At 72.2% G+C, this 16205-nt stretch carries 14 protein-coding genes, 2 rRNA genes and 1 pseudogene; 9 read left to right on the top strand and 8 right to left on the bottom strand.

The genetic code is table 11. The features are described 5' to 3' along the window. The 4 genes and pseudogenes from V2J85_RS38105 to V2J85_RS38090 all read left to right on the top strand — a co-directional run. Positions 1–106 (top strand): 23S ribosomal RNA (locus tag V2J85_RS38105); the annotation flags it as partial. A 112-nt stretch (positions 107–218) separates the two neighbouring features. Beyond that, positions 219–335, top strand: a 5S ribosomal RNA gene (rrf, locus tag V2J85_RS38100). Positions 336–616: 281 nt separating this feature from the next. Next, a pseudogene (locus V2J85_RS38095) lies at positions 617–1624 on the top strand (hypothetical protein); the annotation flags it as partial. Between the two features lie 30 nt (positions 1625–1654). Next, positions 1655–2395, top strand: a complete 741-nt coding sequence (locus V2J85_RS38090; RefSeq protein ID WP_330824134.1) for a tetratricopeptide repeat protein — start codon at positions 1655–1657, stop codon at positions 2393–2395. 78 nt (positions 2396–2473) lie between these two features. On the opposite strand, the gene V2J85_RS38085 is transcribed toward V2J85_RS38090, so the two are convergent. The 5 genes from V2J85_RS38085 to V2J85_RS38065 all read right to left on the bottom strand — a co-directional run bounded on the left by V2J85_RS38085 (position 2474) and on the right by V2J85_RS38065 (position 9131). Continuing rightward, a complete protein-coding gene (locus V2J85_RS38085; protein ID WP_261952250.1) occupies positions 2474–4264 on the bottom strand; it encodes an IucA/IucC family protein in 1791 nt (596 codons plus the stop codon). After that, on the bottom strand, positions 4264–4830 hold the full coding sequence (locus V2J85_RS38080) for a GNAT family N-acetyltransferase (protein WP_330824133.1): 567 nt from the start codon (positions 4828–4830) through the stop codon (positions 4264–4266). The genes V2J85_RS38085 and V2J85_RS38080 overlap by 1 nt, the downstream gene beginning before the upstream one ends. After that, positions 4827–6146 carry a lysine N(6)-hydroxylase/L-ornithine N(5)-oxygenase family protein gene (locus V2J85_RS38075; protein WP_261952252.1) on the bottom strand — a complete coding sequence of 440 codons (1320 nt, stop codon included), beginning with the start codon at positions 6144–6146 and terminating at the stop codon, positions 4827–4829. The genes V2J85_RS38080 and V2J85_RS38075 overlap by 4 nt, the downstream gene beginning before the upstream one ends. Before the next feature lie 34 nt (positions 6147–6180). Beyond that, positions 6181–7713 (bottom strand): pyridoxal phosphate-dependent decarboxylase family protein, encoded by a 1533-nt coding sequence (locus tag V2J85_RS38070; protein ID WP_261952253.1) that lies wholly within the window; start codon positions 7711–7713, stop codon positions 6181–6183. Between the two features lie 155 nt (positions 7714–7868). Then, a complete protein-coding gene (locus tag V2J85_RS38065) occupies positions 7869–9131 on the bottom strand; it encodes a DUF1015 domain-containing protein (protein ID WP_330824132.1) in 1263 nt (420 codons plus the stop codon). Positions 9132–9224: 93 nt separating this feature from the next. On the opposite strand from V2J85_RS38065, the gene V2J85_RS38060 reads away from it, so the two are divergent. Then, complete coding sequence (locus tag V2J85_RS38060; protein WP_330824131.1) at positions 9225–10250, top strand: HAD-IIA family hydrolase; 1026 nt, start codon at positions 9225–9227, stop codon at positions 10248–10250. A 57-nt stretch (positions 10251–10307) separates the two neighbouring features. Here the strand turns inward: V2J85_RS38060 and V2J85_RS38055 are convergent, their stop codons facing one another. Together V2J85_RS38055 and V2J85_RS38050 are read right to left on the bottom strand one after the other, a co-directional pair. Further along, a complete protein-coding gene (locus V2J85_RS38055; RefSeq protein WP_330824130.1) occupies positions 10308–11198 on the bottom strand; it encodes a siderophore-interacting protein in 891 nt (296 codons plus the stop codon). Between the two features lie 131 nt (positions 11199–11329). Continuing rightward, a complete protein-coding gene (locus V2J85_RS38050; protein WP_330824129.1) occupies positions 11330–12358 on the bottom strand; it encodes an ABC transporter substrate-binding protein in 1029 nt (342 codons plus the stop codon). A 68-nt stretch (positions 12359–12426) separates the two neighbouring features. On the opposite strand from V2J85_RS38050, the gene V2J85_RS38045 reads away from it, so the two are divergent. From V2J85_RS38045 to V2J85_RS38035, 3 genes are all read left to right on the top strand, one after another. Next, complete coding sequence (locus tag V2J85_RS38045; protein ID WP_419836871.1) at positions 12427–13473, top strand: FecCD family ABC transporter permease; 1047 nt, start codon at positions 12427–12429, stop codon at positions 13471–13473. After that, positions 13470–14540 (top strand): FecCD family ABC transporter permease, encoded by a 1071-nt coding sequence (locus V2J85_RS38040; protein WP_330824127.1) that lies wholly within the window; start codon positions 13470–13472, stop codon positions 14538–14540. Before V2J85_RS38045 ends, V2J85_RS38040 begins: the two co-directional genes overlap by 4 nt. Before the next feature lie 73 nt (positions 14541–14613). Further along, complete coding sequence (locus V2J85_RS38035; protein ID WP_330824126.1) at positions 14614–15465, top strand: ABC transporter ATP-binding protein; 852 nt, start codon at positions 14614–14616, stop codon at positions 15463–15465. On the opposite strand, the gene V2J85_RS38030 is transcribed toward V2J85_RS38035, so the two are convergent. Further along, complete coding sequence (locus tag V2J85_RS38030) at positions 15449–15796, bottom strand: SCP2 sterol-binding domain-containing protein (RefSeq protein WP_261952261.1); 348 nt, start codon at positions 15794–15796, stop codon at positions 15449–15451. The genes V2J85_RS38035 and V2J85_RS38030 overlap by 17 nt on opposite strands. 76 nt (positions 15797–15872) lie before the next feature. Here V2J85_RS38030 and V2J85_RS38025 point away from each other — a divergent pair, with 76 nt between their 5' ends. Next, positions 15873–16199, top strand: a complete 327-nt coding sequence (locus V2J85_RS38025; protein ID WP_261952262.1) for a hypothetical protein — start codon at positions 15873–15875, stop codon at positions 16197–16199. The last annotated feature ends 6 nt before the right edge of the window (positions 16200–16205 follow it).

The raw sequence follows: 16205 nt of genomic DNA, 5'->3' as shown, positions 1-16205 counted from the left end.
CTTGATGGGGTAAGGCTCCCAGTAGACGACTGGGTTGATAGGCCAGATATGGAAGCGCCGTAAGGTGTGGAGTTGACTGGTACTAATAGGCCGAGGGCTTGTCCTCAGTTGCTCGCGTCCACTGTGTGGTTCCCGGGTTGCGAACAGTCGCACCGGTTGAACCAAGTTTCACTTTAATTAACTGAAGAGTGTGCTTGTTCGCTCGAACCCGATAGGGTTTCGGTGGTCATAGCGTTAGGGAAACGCCCGGTTACATTCCGAACCCGGAAGCTAAGCCTTTCAGCGCCGATGGTACTGCAGGGGGGACCCTGTGGGAGAGTAGGACGCCGCCGAACAATCTTTCAAGGACCCTTGGTCCCAGCGTGCATGCTGGGACCAAGGGTCCTTTTGTTTTTCCGAAGCGCGCCGAAGTGGTCGGTGCGTGAGAATGAATGCAGTACCGAAGACAGGAGTCACGTCGATGTCCACCAACTCTTCCGACGATCGTTCGGAGCGCCGTCCGCAGCGGCGTGACGACGGTGACCGCGGTGGTTTCCGGCGTGACGACCGGGGGCCGCGGCGCGACAGCCGCGACGCCCGCGACAGCCGGGACAGCCGGGACAGCCGCGGTGGTGACCGCGGCGAGCGCGGTGGGTTCCGGCGGGACGAGCGGGGCGGTGGCCGCGGCGGGTTCCGTCGGGATGACCGTCCCTCTGGTGGCGACCGTGGGGGCTTCCGGCGGGATGACCGTCCCTCTGGTGGCGACCGCGGCGGGTTCCGTCGGGATGACCGTCCCTCTGGTGGCGACCGCGGCGGGTTCCGTCGGGATGACCGTCCGTCCGGTGGCGACCGTGGGGGCTTCCGGCGGGACGAGCGTGGGCACGGCGGCGAGCGTGGGCACGGCGGTGACCGTGGCGGGTTCCGGCGCGATGAGCGGTCGGGCGGCGGCGAGCGCGGTGGGTTCCGCCGGGACGACCGTGGGGGTTTCCGCAGGGACGAGCGGCGGGACGACCGTCGGGACGACCGGTTCTCGCGGGACCGGGACGAGCGGTTCTCCCGGGGCGACCGGGGTGGCGACCGTGACCGCGGTGGCTTCCGGCGCGATGAGCGGTCGGGTGGCGGCGAGCGTGGCGGGTTCCGGCGCGATGACCGTCCGTCCGGTGGTGACCGTGGGGGCCTCCGGCGGGATGACCGTCCCTCCGGTGGTGACCGTGGGGGCCTCCGGCGGGATGACCGTCCCTCCGGTGGTGACCGCGGCGGGTTCCGTCGGGATGAGCGTCCGTCCGGTGGTGACCGCGGCGGGTTCCGGCGGGATGAGCGTCCGTCCGGTGGTGACCGCGGCGGCTTCCGGCGGGACGAGCGGCGGGATGATCAGCGGCGGGACGACCGTGGCGGGTTCCGGCGGGACGAGCGTGGGCACGGCGGCGAGCGCGGTGGGTTCCGGCGTGATGAGCGTCGGGACGAGCGGCGTGATGACCGTGGTGGGTTCCGGCGGGATGACGAGCGTGGCGGACGTGGCGGGTTCCGGCGGGATGACCGGGGGCCGCGGCGGGACGACCGTGGTGGGTTCCGGCGGGACGACGAGCGCGGTGGGCGCCGGCCGTACGGCGGCGGGCGCGGCCGGGACGACCGTCGGGACGAGCGGCGGGACCGGGACCGGGAGCCGATCAAGCGGCTGCCGATTCCGGACGACGTCACCGGTGAGGAGATCGACAAGGACGTCCGGCAGGAGCTGATGAGCCTGCCGAAGACGCTGGCCGGGGACGTCGCCAGGAACCTGGTGATGGTCGCGCGGCTGCTGGACGAGGACCCGGAGCAGGCGTACGGGTACTCGCGGGTGGCGCTGCGGCTGGCGTCGCGGGTCGCGGCGGTGCGGGAGGCCGCGGGCTTCGCGGCGTACGCGGTCGGCAAGTACAGCGAGGCGCTGGCGGAGTTCCGGGCGGCGCGGCGGATGACCGGCAGCGTGGAGCTGTGGCCGGTGATGGCGGACTGCGAGCGCGGGCTGGGCCGGCCGGAGAAGGCGCTGGCGATGGCCGGCGAGCCCGAGGTGCAGAAGCTGGACCGGGCCGGGCAGGTCGAGATGCGGCTGGTCGCGGCGGGTGCCCGCCGGGACATGGGGCAGGCGGACGCGGCGGTGGTGACGCTGCAGAGTCCGGAGCTGGCCTCAACGGCCGTGCACCCGTGGACGGCGCGGCTGCGGTACGCGTACGCCGATGCGCTGCTGGAGGTCGGGCGTGAGGGCGAGGCCCGTGACTGGTTCGCCAAGGCGCTGGAGGCCGACCAGGGTGGCACCACGGACGCCTCGGACCGGCTGGCGGAGCTGGACGGTGTGGAGTTCACCGACGTGCTGGAGGAGTCCGGCGAGACGGAGGAGAACGGCGACGCGGACGGCGGGGAGCGGCCCGAGCAGGGCTGACCGTCGCGGGCGGAAGTGACGAAGGGCGGGATCCCGGTGGGGTCCCGCCCTTCGGCGTTGTGGGGGGGGGTGCGGGGGTCAGCGGCCCGGTGCGTGGGGGGCGATCGGGTTGCGGAGGGTGCCGATGAGCTGGAGGGCGCCGGCGGGGTCCTGGAGGTCGACCATCTGCTGGTTGTTGCGCAGCTGGAGGCGGTTGAGGCAGGAGAGCGCGAACTCGTCGGCGAACATGTCGTACTGCGCGAACCTGTCGGCCAGGTGGGGGTGGGCCGCCTGGTAGTCGGTGACGCACTCGGCGACCGTGCGCCAGAAGGTGTCCTCGTCGAGGATGCCGCGGTCGTCGAGGGTGGAGCCGAGGAAGCGGAAGAAGCAGTCGAAGACGTCGGTGAAGACGGAGAGGAGCTTCTTGTCCTCGGGGACGTCGGCGCGGATGCGTTCGACGGCGGGCGGCAGGACCGCGTCGGGGTCCATGACCGCGATCTCCTCCGCGATGTCCTTGAAGATCACGCGGGCCACGGCGCCGTCCTCGATGACCAGGATGGCGTTCTCGCCGTGCGGCATGAAGACCAGGTCGTAGGCGTAGAAGGCGTGCAGGACCGGGACCAGGTAGCCGTCGAGGTAGCGGCGGAGCCAGACGGCCGGTTCCAGGCCGGACTCCTCGACGAGGGCGCCGGCGAGGGAGTCGCCGTCGCGGTCGGTGTGCAGGAGCGAGGCCATGGTGGCCAGGCGCTGGCCCGGTTCCAGGGTGGGGACCGGGCTCTCCCGCCAGAGGGCGGCCAGCATCTTGAGGTACGGGGAGCCCTTCTCGGTGGCGGCCTCGTACTGGCGGTGGTGGTAGCCGATGGCGGCGCGCTCGCGGATGATCGAGAAGCGGGCGGCGCGGAAGGTGTCGTCGGCGTCGACGAGCCGGGCCAGCCAGTCGTTGATGGCCGGGGTGGCCTCCATGTACGAGGCGGACAGGCCGCGCATGAAGCCCATGTTGAGGACCGAGAGGGCCGTTTTGACGTAGTGCCTGGCCGGGTCGGTGGTGTTGAAGAAGGTGCGGATGGACTGCTGGGCGAGGTACTCGTCGTCGCCGGGGCCCAGGCAGACCAGGTGCTGCCGGGCGACCTCGGCGGCGAAGGTGACCGACAGCTTGTTCCACCACTGCCAGGGGTGGGTGGGGAAGAAGTAGTAGTCGTCGGGGTCGAGGCCGAGGCCGGTGAGGGTGGTGGTGAAGCGGGTGCGGGTCTCCTCGGGGAGTTCGGCGCGGATCAGGGTGTCGTAGTCGAGGCCGGCGCCGGCGGTGAAGGTGGCGTGGTCGCGGCGGGCGGCGAGCCAGATCAGCGTCAGCGGGCTGGCGGCCTCGGGGGCGTAGGCGTGGTACTCGTGGATGCCGAAGCCGAGGCGGCCGTTGTTGGCGACGAAGCAGGGGTGGCCCTCGGTCATGCCGGTCTCGATGGCCTGGAAGCCGGACTTGGCGAGTTCGGCGGCCGAGGGCTGGTCGAGGCCGAGTTTGTAGGCGGTGCCGGAGAGGGTGGAGCTGATCTCCTCCAGGTAGACCGGCAGGATCTCCTGGCCGAGGCCCAGGGAGGCGCGGAGCTCGATGAAGAACTCCAGGGCGTCCAGGGGGAGTTCGTCCGATCCGCGGTGGCGGGTGATGCTGTCGGCGTCGACCTGCCAGTGGTCGAGGGCGGCTCTGCGGGCGGCGAAGCGGTATTCGGTGCCGCCGTCGTCGCTGCGTACGGCGTAGTGGCCGTCCTGCGGCAGGCGCTTGGGGGTGAGCAGGCGCTCGTGGGCGAACTCGGCCAGGCCCTTGCGGATCAGCAGGCGGTTGGCGCGGGCCCACAGGGCGGGGGTGAGGTGGGCGACGGCGTCCTGGGCGGTGGGCATCAGTGGTCTCCTCGGGCGGCCAGGAACTGGTCGCGGGTGCAGGTGCTCAGGTAGGCGTCCTTGGAGGGCAGCGAGATCGTGCGCCGGATCTCGAAGCCGACGGCCTTGTTGAGGGCGTGCACGCCGGTGTTGCGGGTGTCGGGTTCGACGACGACGCGGTGGGTGGCCGGGTCGGCGAAGAGCATCTCCATGACGGTGGTGATCACGGCGTGGGTGAAGCCGTGGACCGGGGTGTCGGTGGGGGCGCAGAGGAAGTGCATGCCGGTGTCGCCCGGTTCGGCGACGTGGATGCCGACCAGTTCGCGGTGGGCGGGGTCGTAGCGTTCCATGAGGAAGGCCGGGGTGCCGTTGTGCAGGCCGAGGAAGGCGTCGTGGTGGGGGTCGGCGTCGATCCGCGCGAACTCCTTCTCGACGGCGGCGAGGTCGCAGTCCTGCATCAGCCAGAAGACGGCCTTGGGGTGGGTGACCCAGGAGTGCAGGACGGCGGCGTCGGCGGCGGGGGCGACGGGCCGCAGGGAGAACTCCCCCAGAGCGGGATCGGTGCGGGTGAAGACGGGGGTGTTCATGCGGGTATCTCCATGGGGTGGTGCGGGCCGGCCGGGGCGGCGAACTCCTGGAAGGCGATGGCCTTTTCGACCGGGTAGTACTCGCGGCCGAGCAGCTCGCGCACGAGGCACGAGTTGCGGTAGGCCGCCATGCCGAGGTCGGGCGTGACGAAGCCGTGGGTGTGCAGCTCGGCGTTCTGCACGTAGATGCCCTGGCCGGTGGTGTCGATGCTGTAGTTGCGGGCGACGGCGTAGCGGCCGGCGTCGTCCCAGGCGATCCGGTCGCGGACCGGTTCGAGGAAGTCCGGTACGCGGTAGCGGTAGCCGGTGGCGAGGACCAGGCCCTGGGTGTCGAGGCTGAAGTCGGTGCCCTGCTCCTCCTGGCGCAGGCCCAGGGTGTAGGTGCCGGAGGTCTCGTCGTAGGAGGCGGTGTGGAGGGCGGTGTTGGTGAGCAGGCGGGTGCGGACCGGGCCGGCCAGGCTCTTCTGGTAGAGCAGGTCGAAGATCTCGTTGATCAGCTCGGAGTCGATGCCCTTGTAGAGGTGCTTCTGGGTGGCGTTGAGCCGGTCGCGGGTGGCTCCGGGGAGGGCGTGGAAGTAGTCCACGTACTCCGGTGAGGTCATCTCCAGCGTGAGCTTGGTGTATTCGAGGGGGAAGAAGCGCGGTGAGCGGGTGGCCCAGGTCAGGTGGTAGCCGTGGGCGTCGATGTCCGTCAGGAGGTCGTGGAAGATCTCCGCGGCGCTCTGGCCGCTGCCGATCAGGGTGATCGAGTCCTTGGCCTGGAGGGCGGGCTTGGCGTCCAGGTAGCCGGCGTTGTGCAGCAGGTCGCCGCCGAGGCCCCGGCAGGCCTCGGGGAGGTGCGGCGGGGTGCCGGTGCCGAGGACGAGCTTGCGGGCGCGGAAGGTCAGCCGTTCGCCGGTGGGGAGGTGCTCGGCGTGGACGGTGTACAGCTCCTCGCCGGCGTCGTACTCGACGGTGGTGACGCGGTGTCCGAAGCGGATGGTGTCGAGTTTGCCGGCCGCCCAGCGGCAGTAGTCGTTGAACTCGGCGCGCAGCGGATAGAAGCTCTCGCGGATGTAGAACGGGTAGATCCGCCCGGATTCCTTCAGGTAGTTGAGGAAGGAGAACGGGGAGGTCGGATCGGCGAGGGTGACCAGGTCGGCCATGAACGGCACCTGGAGGTGGCTGCTCTCCAGCATCATGCCGGGGTGCCAGTCGAAGGACGGTTTGTCGTCCAGGAACAGGCCGTTGAGTTCGTCGATCGGCTCGGTCAGGCAGGCCAGGCCAAGGTTGAAGGGGCCGAGGCCGATGGCGAGGAAGTCGTATGGGGCGGACACGGGGTCTCCGATGGGGGGTTCGGCTCGGGGAGGGTCAGCGCGCGGTGAGCGCCGGCCGCGGCTGCTCGGCGAGGAAGGCGCCGGCGTGCTCGGCGATCAGGTCGAGGACGGTGGCGATGTCCTCAAGGGTGGTCTCCGGGTTGAGCAGGGTGAACTTGAGGTAGTGGCGGCCGTCGACCTTGGTGCCGGCGACGATGGCGTCGCCGGAGGCGAACAGGGCTTCGCGGGCGTGCAGGTTGACCCGGTCGGCGAGCTCGGGGTCCGGGTCGGCGCTGGGGACGTAGCGGAAGACCAGGGTGCTCAGCCGGGGCTCGGTGACCACCTCGAAGCGGGGGTCGTCGTGGAGGAGTTTCCACGCGTCGGCGGCGCGGTCGATGACCTCGTCGAAGAGTTCGCCGACGGCCGCCGCGCCCATGATGCGCAGGGTGAGCCAGAGTTTGAGGGCGTCGAAGCGGCGGGTGGTCTGGATCGACTTGTCGACCTGGTTGGGGATCCGGGCCTCGGCCATCCGGCGCGGGTTGAGGTAGTCCGCGTGGTAGGTGACGTGCCGCAGGGTGGACCGGTCGCGGACCAGGACGGCGCTCGAACTGACCGGCTGGAAGAAGGACTTGTGGTAGTCGACGGTGACGGAGTCGGCGCGCTCGATGCCGTCGAGGAGTTCGCGGCGGCGGGAGACCAGCAGTCCGCATCCGTAGGCGGCGTCGACGTGCATCCAGGCGCCGTGGCGGGCGCACAGGTCGGCGGTCTCCGGGAGCGGGTCGATGGAGCCGAAGTCGGTGGTGCCGGCGGTGGCGACGACCGCCATGGGTATCAGGCCGTCGCGCTGGCAGCGGGTCAGTTCGTCGGCGAGCGCGTCGGTGCGCATCCGCTTCTCGGCGTCGGCCGGTACGGCGATGACGGCCTCGGCGCCCAGGCCCAGCAGGGTGGCGGACTTGCGGATGCTGAAGTGGCTGCATTCGGACGTCAGGATGCGCAGCCGGGGGAGGACGTCGGTGAGCCGGGCGCCGTGAGGCGCCCCGTCCCGGGTCAGTTCGCGGCGGCAGGCCTCGTCGCGGGCGAGCAGCATGGCCTGGAGGTTGGACTGGCTGCCGCCGCTGGTGAAGATGCCGTCGGCCAGCTCGCCGAGGCCGATCCGGTCGGCCGTCCAGTCGACCAGCCGGCGTTCGATGAGCGTGCCGCCGGCGCTCTGGTCCCAGGTGTCCAGGGAGGAGTTGACGGCAGAGAGCACGGCTTCGCCGACGAGTGCGGGGATCACCACGGGGCAGTTGAGGTGCGCGAGGTAGCGCGGGTGGTGGAAGTAGACCGCGTCGCGGAGGTAGACCTCTTCGAGTTCGTCGAGCGCGGCGGCCGCGTCGTGCAGCGGCGCGTCGAGGTCGACACCGCTGATCGCGGGGGCGAGGCGGTCGACGGAGATGCCGGTGAACGGGCGGGCGGTACCGGCGATTTTGGCGCTGATCCGTGTGACGCTCTCGGTGACCGCGCTGTGGTAGCGGTGGGCCGTACCGTTGTTGAGCAGATACGTCCGGCTGTCGGCCGGGTCCTCGGCGGAGTGCGCGAGGAGACTCATGAAGGTGTCCTCCCTGGTGCGGACTTGACCACGTCCTGCGCAGGACGGGGTGTGCGCAGGGGCAGGGAGACCCGCCCGGTGACGTAGTGAGGTAAGCCTAACCTAACTACGTCCCAGGTGGGGAGACGGGGCCCGTACCGGGCCTGTCCGCGGCCTTAGTTGTCGTCCTCCAGCGTCCGCAGGACCAGGCCCGTGGCCGGCTTGGGCCCGAACGAGGTGGACTTGCGGGGCATCGTCACACCGCACTCGGCGAGTTGACGGACGGTCTCCTCGGACGTGGCGCGCATCAGCACGGCCGAACCGCCGTGCCGGGCGGCGTGCTCGACGGCGGCCTCGGCGTGGTGCAGATAGCCGATGTCCGACGGGTGGTCGGGGATGTGCCAGACCTCGTCCAGCAGGACGGAGTGCAGCACGGTGGCGTCCAGTCGCCGCCACGCCTCGGGCCGGTCCCGGCGGATCGTACGGTCCAGCAGCCCGGGATCCGGGCGGTCCAGGAGGTGGAAGGTGTCCGGCCCGCCACTGAGGACGAAGGCGGTACCGGACGTCTCCTCCAGGGTCCCCAACGCGTCCGCCAGCCCGCCCGCGAGCGGACGGGTGCGGAAGGCGCCGGCCAGCTCCGCCAGCGCCTTGGCGGGCGGCAGATGCGGCAGTACGCGGTGGATCGCGCGGACCTGGAGCGGATAGCGGGCGGTGTCGACGAGCAGGACCAGGCCGGACGCCCACGGCGAGGCGGCCGTGGCGTCCGGCTGCTGCTCGTACAGCCGCTGGTAGGTCGCCCAGCGGTGGTGGCCGTCGGCGATCAGGGCCTGGCGGCCGGCGAGGTCCGCGTCGATGGTGGCGAGGTCGGCGGGGGCGGTGACCGCCCACAGGCGGTGGGTGAAACCGTCCTCCGTGGTGGTGGACAGCAGCGGGGTGCCCTCCACCACGCGCTCGATCACCGCGGTGGCGCCGTTCGCCGGATTCCCGCCACGGTACGACAGCAGCAACGGCTCGAAATTGGCGGCCGCGGCGCGCATCAGGGCGGCCCGGTCCTCGACGACCTCGGGGATCACGTCCTCGTGCGGCAGTACCGGGCCGTCCAGGCGCAGCGCGCCGATCAGCCCGCGCTGCAGCACCTCGCCGGAGCGCTGCTCGTACACGTACAGTGCGGGGTCGGGGTCCTGTGCCAGCACGCCCTCGGCGCGCCAGCGGCGCAGGGTGTCGGCGGCCTGGCGGTGCCGGGCGGCGGGGTCCGCGGTGTGCGGCAGGATCAGCCGGACGATGTTGTACGGATCGGCGGTCTCCAGATGGCGCACCCCCTCCGGCCGGACCACCACGTCGTACGGCGGCGAGGTCACGGCGGTGAGGCTGCTGATCCGGTCCGGGGCGTAGCGCAGTCCGCGGAACGGGAGGAGGCGGAGGCCGTCGGTATCGGTCATTGAAGAATGCTATGCCGCGGGGGCGATGAGGGAAGATCGGGGGACAGTCCGGATGTGGCTGGAAATACCGGTAGGTGCGAGGAGCAGGACGGCATGAACGAGCAGGTTCGCAGGCAGCCCGACGGGAGCCGGCGCGCGCTCCACGAGGCGTACGACACGGCGCTGCTGGATCTGGACGGGGTCGTCTACGCCGGTGGCCGGGCCATCGCCCATGCCGTCGACTCGCTGACCGCGGCCCGGGACGGCGGGATGCACCTCGCGTACGTGACCAACAACGCGGCCCGCACCCCGCAGGCCGTCGCCGACCAGCTGTCCGGATTCGGACTGCCCACCGGCGCCGAGGACGTGATCACCTCGGCGCAGGCGGTGGCCCGGCTGATCGCCGAGCAGGTGCCGGCGGGCGCCCGGGTGCTGGCGATCGGCGGCGAGGGGCTGCTGGTGGCGCTGCGCGAGCGCGGCCTCACGCCGGTGTTCTCCGCGGACGACCGGCCGGCGGCCGTGGTGCAGGGCTACGACCCGACCCTGGACTGGGGGCGGCTGGCGGAGGCCGCGTACGCCGTGCAGCGCGGGGTGCCGTGGTTCGCGTCCAACACCGACCTGACGATCCCCAAGGAGCGCGGGATCGCGCCCGGCAACGGCGCGTTGGTGGAGGTCGTCCGGATCGCGGCGGGCGGCACGCCCCAGGTGGCGGGCAAGCCGCAGCCGCCGATGCACCGCGAGACGGTGCTGCGGACCGGCGCCCGGCGGCCGCTGGTGATCGGCGACCGGCTGGACACCGACATCGAGGGCGCCCACAACGGCGGGGTGGACTCCCTGCTGGTGCTCACCGGCGTGACCACCCCCGCCGAGCTGCTGGCCGCCCCGCCGGAGCACCGCCCTTCCTACGTGGACGAGGACCTGCGCGGGCTGCTCGTGCCGCAGCCGGAGGTGACCGCGGACGGCGGCGGCTTCCGGTGCGGCGGCTGGCGGGCCGAGGCCACCGGCGACGTGCTCGCCGTGGCGGGCGAGGGGGAGCCGCTGGACGGGCTGCGGGCGCTGTGCGCGGCGGCCTGGACGCAGGCGGGGGACGGCAGTTGCCGGGCGGACGCGGGGAAGGCGCTGGCCCGCATCGGTATGTGAGGACGGCGCCACGGGGCCCGGCGCGTGGCGGGGCCCCGGCGCACGGCGGCCGATGGCTCAGTCCCGCTCGGCCGCCGCGGTACCCGCCGTCAGCTCGGCGAGCAGGTCCTCCTCGGTGGCGCCGCGCCGCCAGTAGCCGGTGAACTTGACCGCACGGCGGTCGAAGCCGCGCTCGCGGACCAGATGGCGGCGCACCGCCTTGACGGTGCCGGACTCACCGGCGACCCAGGCGTACGGCGTGCCCTCGGGCAGTGCGGCGGTGCGCAGTGCGTCGAGCACCGGCTCGTGGCGCGCCGCGGTGGCCGGGTCCCGGACGAGCCAGGTGACGTCGGCGTCCGCGAAGGTCGGCAGCGGCTGCCGGTCGTCCTCGTGGCCGATCTCGAGGAAGACCTTGGCCTGGGTGCCGGGGGAGAGCCAGGAGAGGATGCCGGCGATCGCGGGCAGCGCCGTCTCGTCGCCGGTGATCAGGATCCAGTCGGTACCGGCCGGCGGGCGGAAGTCGACGCCGCCGTTGTCCGGGACGGCCGGGGCGAGGACGGTCAGCCGGTCGCCGGGCCGGGCCGCGGCGGCCCAGCGGGAGGCCGGTCCGCCCTGCGTCACCGCGGCCCCGGGTTCCGCGCCGTGCAGCGCGAAGTCGACGTCGAACTCCCCGGCGTCCGGGCGCTGTTCGCGGATGGTGTACGAGCGCATCACCGCGCGCTCGGCCGGGTCCTGGGCCCGCCAGGCGGTGTACCAGCCGTCGCCCGTGTCGTCGAAGACCGGGCGGTCCTGGTGGGGTTGCGGGAGGAAGAGCTTGAAGCGCTGGTCACGGCCGCCGGAGGCCAGTTCGTCCAGCCGCTCGCCGCCGAAGGTGACCCGCAGCATGGAGGGGCCGAGCCGTCGGGAGCGGACGACGTGCACGTCGAAGAAGCGGAAGGGGGCGGAGGCGGGGGCGGCGGTCGTGGTCATGCGGGAACCTCCCGGACGGGGGTGGGGGTGGGTGGGGCCGCGGGGGCGCGCGGGTGCGGCGGGCGGTGCGCCGCGGCCGGCGGACGTGCCGTGCGGACGGCCCGGGGCGGCCCGCGCGGTACGTCGCTGCGTCAGCCGACCTTCTTGGCGCTCTCGACGGCCTCGGCCAGCGTCTCGATGAGCGGTGCGGCGCCCGCGTAGGAGAAGCGCGGCTCGCTCGACCACGGGGTGATCTGGCCGGCCTTGACGGCGGGCAGCTTCGCCCAGGAGGGCTTCGCGGCCAGGTCCTTGGGCTGGAGGGTGGCGGTCCGGTTGTCCAGCAGGAGTACGTCCGCCTTGTACTTGTCGGCGTTCTCCCAGCTCAGGCTCTCGAAGTAGCCGCCCTTGTCCAGGTGGTCGGGGACGATCAGGTCGACGCCGAGGGACTTGTAGTACATCAGGTCGGCGTTGATGCCGGGGTTGGAGGCGTAGAAGAGGTCCGGGCTGCCGGAGCAGGCGAGCACCTTGACCCGGTTCGACTTGGCGGCCTTGCGCAGCTTCTCGGCGGCCTGCTCGAAGCGGGACTTGGCGTCGGTGACCTTCTTGGCCTTGAGGTCGGCGCCGAGCGACGCGGCCAGTTCGGCGTAGCGCTCGATGATCTTGACGAGCGGGACGCGGGACGAGGTGATGGCCACGGACTCGGCCAGCTTGGTGATCTTGTCCTTGCTGTCGTCCGGGACGAACCACAGTGCGCCCGGCTCGTACATGTTGGTGACCAGCAGATCCGGCCGCAGGCCCGCGTACTTCTCGACGTTGAACTGGTTGTAGGCGTTGCCGATGATGGTGACCTTGTCGACGTCGAGGTCGCCGGCCTGCGGGTCGGGCTTGCCGTTCTTGAGCTTGGTGGGGCCGAAGACGCCGACGATCTGGTCGTCGATCCCGAAGTCGTGCAGGGCGGCCGCGGTGCCGGTGAAGGCGACGATCCGCTGCGGGGTGCCCTTGAGGGAGACCTTCTGCTTGCGGTCGTCGGTGAAGCTCCACGGACCGCCCTTGGCGCTGCCGTTGGCGCCCGCCGAACTCTTGCCACCGCCGCACGCGGCCAGCAGGGCGCCGATGCCGACGGCGCCGCCCGCGGCCAGGACGCCGCGGCGGGACGGAGTTACGCTTCGGGAGGTGCTCATGGTGGCTGCGCTTCTCTCTGGGAGGGCCTGCAAGTCGAATGTGAGGGTAGGCTAACCTAACTACCGTGTTGGTCGACAGTCCCCCCGAAGCATCAACGGCCCCGGCCCCCACGGCCCCCCGGAAGCGGCACGCCCTGCGCTCCGCGGGACTGCTCGGCTCCGTGGCCGTCCTCGCCGTCGTCGTCGTCCTCGGCATCGCCGTCGGCGCCAAACAGATCCCGCTCGACCAGGTGTGGCACGGGGTGTTCCACTACTCCGGCACCGACACCGACGTGGTCGTCCACGACGTGCGCATCCCCCGCACCCTGCTCGGCCTGATCGCCGGCACCGCCCTCGGCCTGGCCGGCACCGTCATGCAGGCCCTGACCCGAAATCCCCTGGCGGACCCGGGAGTTCTCGGTATCAACGCCGGCGCCTCGGCCGCCGTCGTCTCCGCCATCAGCTTCTTCGGCGTCACCTCCCTCACCGGCTATGTGTGGTTCGCGTTCGCCGGCGCCGCGGTGGTCTCGGTCGCCGTCTACGTCCTCGGCGGCACCCGCAACGCCACCCCGGTACGGCTCGCGCTCGCCGGCACCGCACTGACCGCCGTCCTCGTCGGCTACATCAACGCCGTCAACCTCATGGACACCGCGGCGCTCGACAAGATGCGCTTCTGGACGGTGGGTTCACTGGCCGCCGCCACCATGCCGACGGTCACCCACGTCGCACCCTTCCTGGCCGTCGGCGGGGTCCTCGCGCTGCTGCTCGCCCGCCCGCTCAACGCCATCGCGCTCGGCGACGACCAGGCGCGGGCCCTGGGCGCCCGGCTGACCCGCACCCGGGTCCTGGCGATGGTCGCGGTCACCCTGCTGTGCGGCGGCGCGACCGCCGCCTGCGGCCCGATCGTCTACGTCGGCCTGATGGTTCCGCACGTCGTACGGGCCATCACCGGCCCCGACCTGCGCTGGATCCTGCCGTACTCCGCGGTGCTCTCGCCGGTCCTGCTGCTCGGCGCGGACGTCCTCGGCCGGGTGGCGGCCCGCCCCGGCGAACTCCAGGTCGGCATCGTCACCGCCGTCATCGGCGGACCGGTCTTCATCTATCTCGTACGACGGCGGAGGATGGCCCAGCTGTGAACGCCCAAGCTCTGAAGCCCGCGCAGGGCACGAAGCGCGCGGCGGCGCTGCGCACCAAGGGAGGGCTCTCGCTGCGCCTGGACGTCCGCGCCGTGATCGTCGGACTGGTGCTGCTGGCCCTCGCGTTGGCCGCCGGCATCGCGCTGATCGGCTCCGGCGACTACCCGATGACGCCGGGCGAGGTGGTCGCCACGCTGACCGGCGGCGGCGATCCCGGCGCCCAGTTCATCGTGCAGGACCTCCGGCTGCCCCGGGTGCTGGTGGGGCTGCTGGTCGGCGCCGCGTTCGGGATCGCCGGGGCGGTCTTCCAGACCGTCTCCCGCAATCCGCTCGGCAGCCCGGACGTCCTCGGCTTCGCCCAGGGTTCGTCGGTCGGCGCGCTGGTCGCCATCGTCTACTTCCAGGCCGGCACCTTCGCGGTCGCCGCCGGAGCGGTCGCCGGCGGCGTGGCCACCGGACTCGCCATCTTCCTGCTCGCCTGGAAGCGCGGCATCCACGGCTACCGCTTCGTGCTCGTCGGCATCGGGGCCAGCGCCATGCTCTACGCGATGGTCCTCTACCTGATGACCAAGGCCAACATCGTCGAGGCCACCCGGGCCACCACCTGGATGACCGGCTCCCTCAACGGCCGCGACTGGGACCAGGTGGGGCCGCTCGCCGCCGTCTGCGCCGTCCTGATCCCGCTGGTCCTGCTGTACGCGCGGCCGCTGCGGATGCTGGAGATGGGCGACGACGCGGCGTACGCACTGGGCGTACGCGTCGACCGGGTGCGCATCGTCGTGCTGCTCGCCGCGGTCGTGCTGGTCGCCGCGGCCACCGCGGCGGCCGGGCCGATCTCCTTCGTGGCGCTCACCGCGCCCCAGCTCGCCCGGCGGCTGACCAGGTCGCCCGGCCCCAACCTGCTGCCCGCCGCCCTCATGGGTGCCCTGCTGCTGGTCGCCGCCGACTGGGCCTCCCAGCAGCTCTTCGGCGCCGACCAGCTGCCGGTGGGCGTGCTGACCGGTGTCCTCGGCGGCGGCTATCTGCTCTGGCTGCTGGCCACGGAGCGGAAGGCCGGGCGGGTATGAGGCCCCGGCGAACCGGGCCCGGGCACCGACCGCAGCGCGACCACGTCCTCACCACCACCCCAGGAGCTTCGAAGTGAGCCGTCTCATGGCCGAGAACGTCACCCTCGCCTACGACCAGCGGGCCATCGCCGAGAACCTCTCGGTCGCCATTCCCGACCACTCCTTCACGGTCATCGTCGGCCCGAACGCCTGCGGCAAGTCCACGCTGCTGCGCGCCCTCTCCCGGATGCTTCGGCCGAGCGCCGGCTCGGTGCTGCTGGACGGCGCGGCGATCTCGTCCCTCCCGGCCAAGAAGGTCGCCAGGACACTCGGGCTGCTGCCCCAGTCCTCGATCGCCCCGGACGGCATCACCGTCGCCGACCTCGTGGCGCGCGGCCGCTACCCGCACCAGGGGCTGCTGCGGCAGTGGTCCGGCGAGGACGAGCGGATCGTGACCGAGTCCATGGCGGCCACCGGCGTCGACGGACTCGCCGACCGCTACGTCGACGAACTGTCCGGCGGCCAGCGCCAGCGCGTCTGGATCGCCATGGCGCTCGCCCAGCAGACCCCGCTCTTCCTCCTCGACGAGCCCACCACCTACCTGGACATCCAGCACCAGATCGAGGTGCTGGACCTGTGCGCCGAGCTGCACGAGGAGCAGGGGCGGACGCTGGTCGCCGTGCTGCACGACCTCAACCACGCCGCCCGCTACGCGACCCACCTCATCGCCATGAAGGACGGCGAGATCATCGCCCAGGGCCCGCCCGCCGACATCGTCACCGCCGACCTGGTCACCCGGGTCTTCGGGATCAGCTGCCAGGTCATCGACGACCCGGAGACCGGCACGCCGCTGGTCGTGCCCGCGGCCCGGCAGCCCCGCGGCGGCCGGGCGGCGCGGCTGGCAGCCGGCGGGACGGCCGGCAGGGCCGCTACAGCAGCGTCCTGAGACGCAGCAGATCGCGCAGCCCGGCCTCCAACTTGACCCGGCCGCTGCCCCAGGCCCGGGCGAAGTTCAGCCGGCCGTCCACCAGCGCGACCAGGTCGTCGCCCGTCATGGCCAACCGGATCTCGGCCTTGTCCGGGGGCGGGCCGGGCACGCAGCTCACGTCCTGGATGCTGCCCTGGGCCAGCCGGCCGAGGAACGTCACGTCCAGGTCGGTGATGCGGCAGCTGAGCGAACGGTCCAGCGTGGCGGCGCTGCGGACCTTGCCGTCAGCCGAGGACAGGTTCTGGGCCAGCCGGTCGAGCGCGGCACGGCACTGGTCGAGGGTTGCCATCGCGATCGACGATACGCCAGGTCGCCGGGCGGCCGGTCCGCCCCGGACACCCGCCCGCCGAGGTAGCGTCAAAGGCATGGAACAGTCCACGCCCGGCCCGGAGCCGGAGGCAGCCGGCGGCCCGGAGCAGGCCGGGCCCGCGCGGCCGGCCGGCAGCGCCGAGGAGGCGGCGGCCACCGAGGAGGCCGGACCCCGGCCGCTCGGCGTCCCCGTCACCCCCACCGGACAGCCCGCGGTCGACGCCGGACTGCGGCGTCTCGCCGATGCCGACCACCTGCCGGTGGGCGGACACCTGAAGGTGTACGAGGATGTGCACCGCGGGCTCCGCGACGTACTGGCCGGTCTCGACCAGCACCCCGGGCCGCCCGCACCGTCCTCCACGACGCACGACAACAGGAGCTGAACCACA

It is taken from the genome of Streptomyces bugieae, from assembly GCF_036352915.1.
Classification (GTDB): domain Bacteria; phylum Actinomycetota; class Actinomycetes; order Streptomycetales; family Streptomycetaceae; genus Streptomyces; species Streptomyces endophytica.
Note: the sequence above shows the minus strand (reverse complement) of the source record. Positions and strands in the feature narration are given on the sequence as shown.

Bases quoted from the DNA above. Each gene is read 5' to 3' on its own strand.
- V2J85_RS38085 (WP_261952250.1), bottom strand. From the start codon at position 4,264: ATGCCCACCGCCCAGGACGCCGTCGCCCACCTCACCCCCGCCCTGTGG.
- V2J85_RS38080 (WP_330824133.1), bottom strand. From the start codon at position 4,830: ATGAACACCCCCGTCTTCACCCGCACCGATCCCGCTCTGGGGGAGTTC.
- V2J85_RS38070 (WP_261952253.1), bottom strand. From the start codon at position 7,713: ATGAGTCTCCTCGCGCACTCCGCCGAGGACCCGGCCGACAGCCGGACG.
- V2J85_RS38065 (WP_330824132.1), bottom strand. From the start codon at position 9,131: ATGACCGATACCGACGGCCTCCGCCTCCTCCCGTTCCGCGGACTGCGC.
- V2J85_RS38060 (WP_330824131.1), top strand. From the start codon at position 9,225: ATGAACGAGCAGGTTCGCAGGCAGCCCGACGGGAGCCGGCGCGCGCTC.
- V2J85_RS38055 (WP_330824130.1), bottom strand. From the start codon at position 11,198: ATGACCACGACCGCCGCCCCCGCCTCCGCCCCCTTCCGCTTCTTCGAC.
- V2J85_RS38050 (WP_330824129.1), bottom strand. From the start codon at position 12,358: ATGAGCACCTCCCGAAGCGTAACTCCGTCCCGCCGCGGCGTCCTGGCC.
- V2J85_RS38030 (WP_261952261.1), bottom strand. From the start codon at position 15,796: ATGGCAACCCTCGACCAGTGCCGTGCCGCGCTCGACCGGCTGGCCCAG.
- V2J85_RS38025 (WP_261952262.1), top strand. From the start codon at position 15,873: ATGGAACAGTCCACGCCCGGCCCGGAGCCGGAGGCAGCCGGCGGCCCG.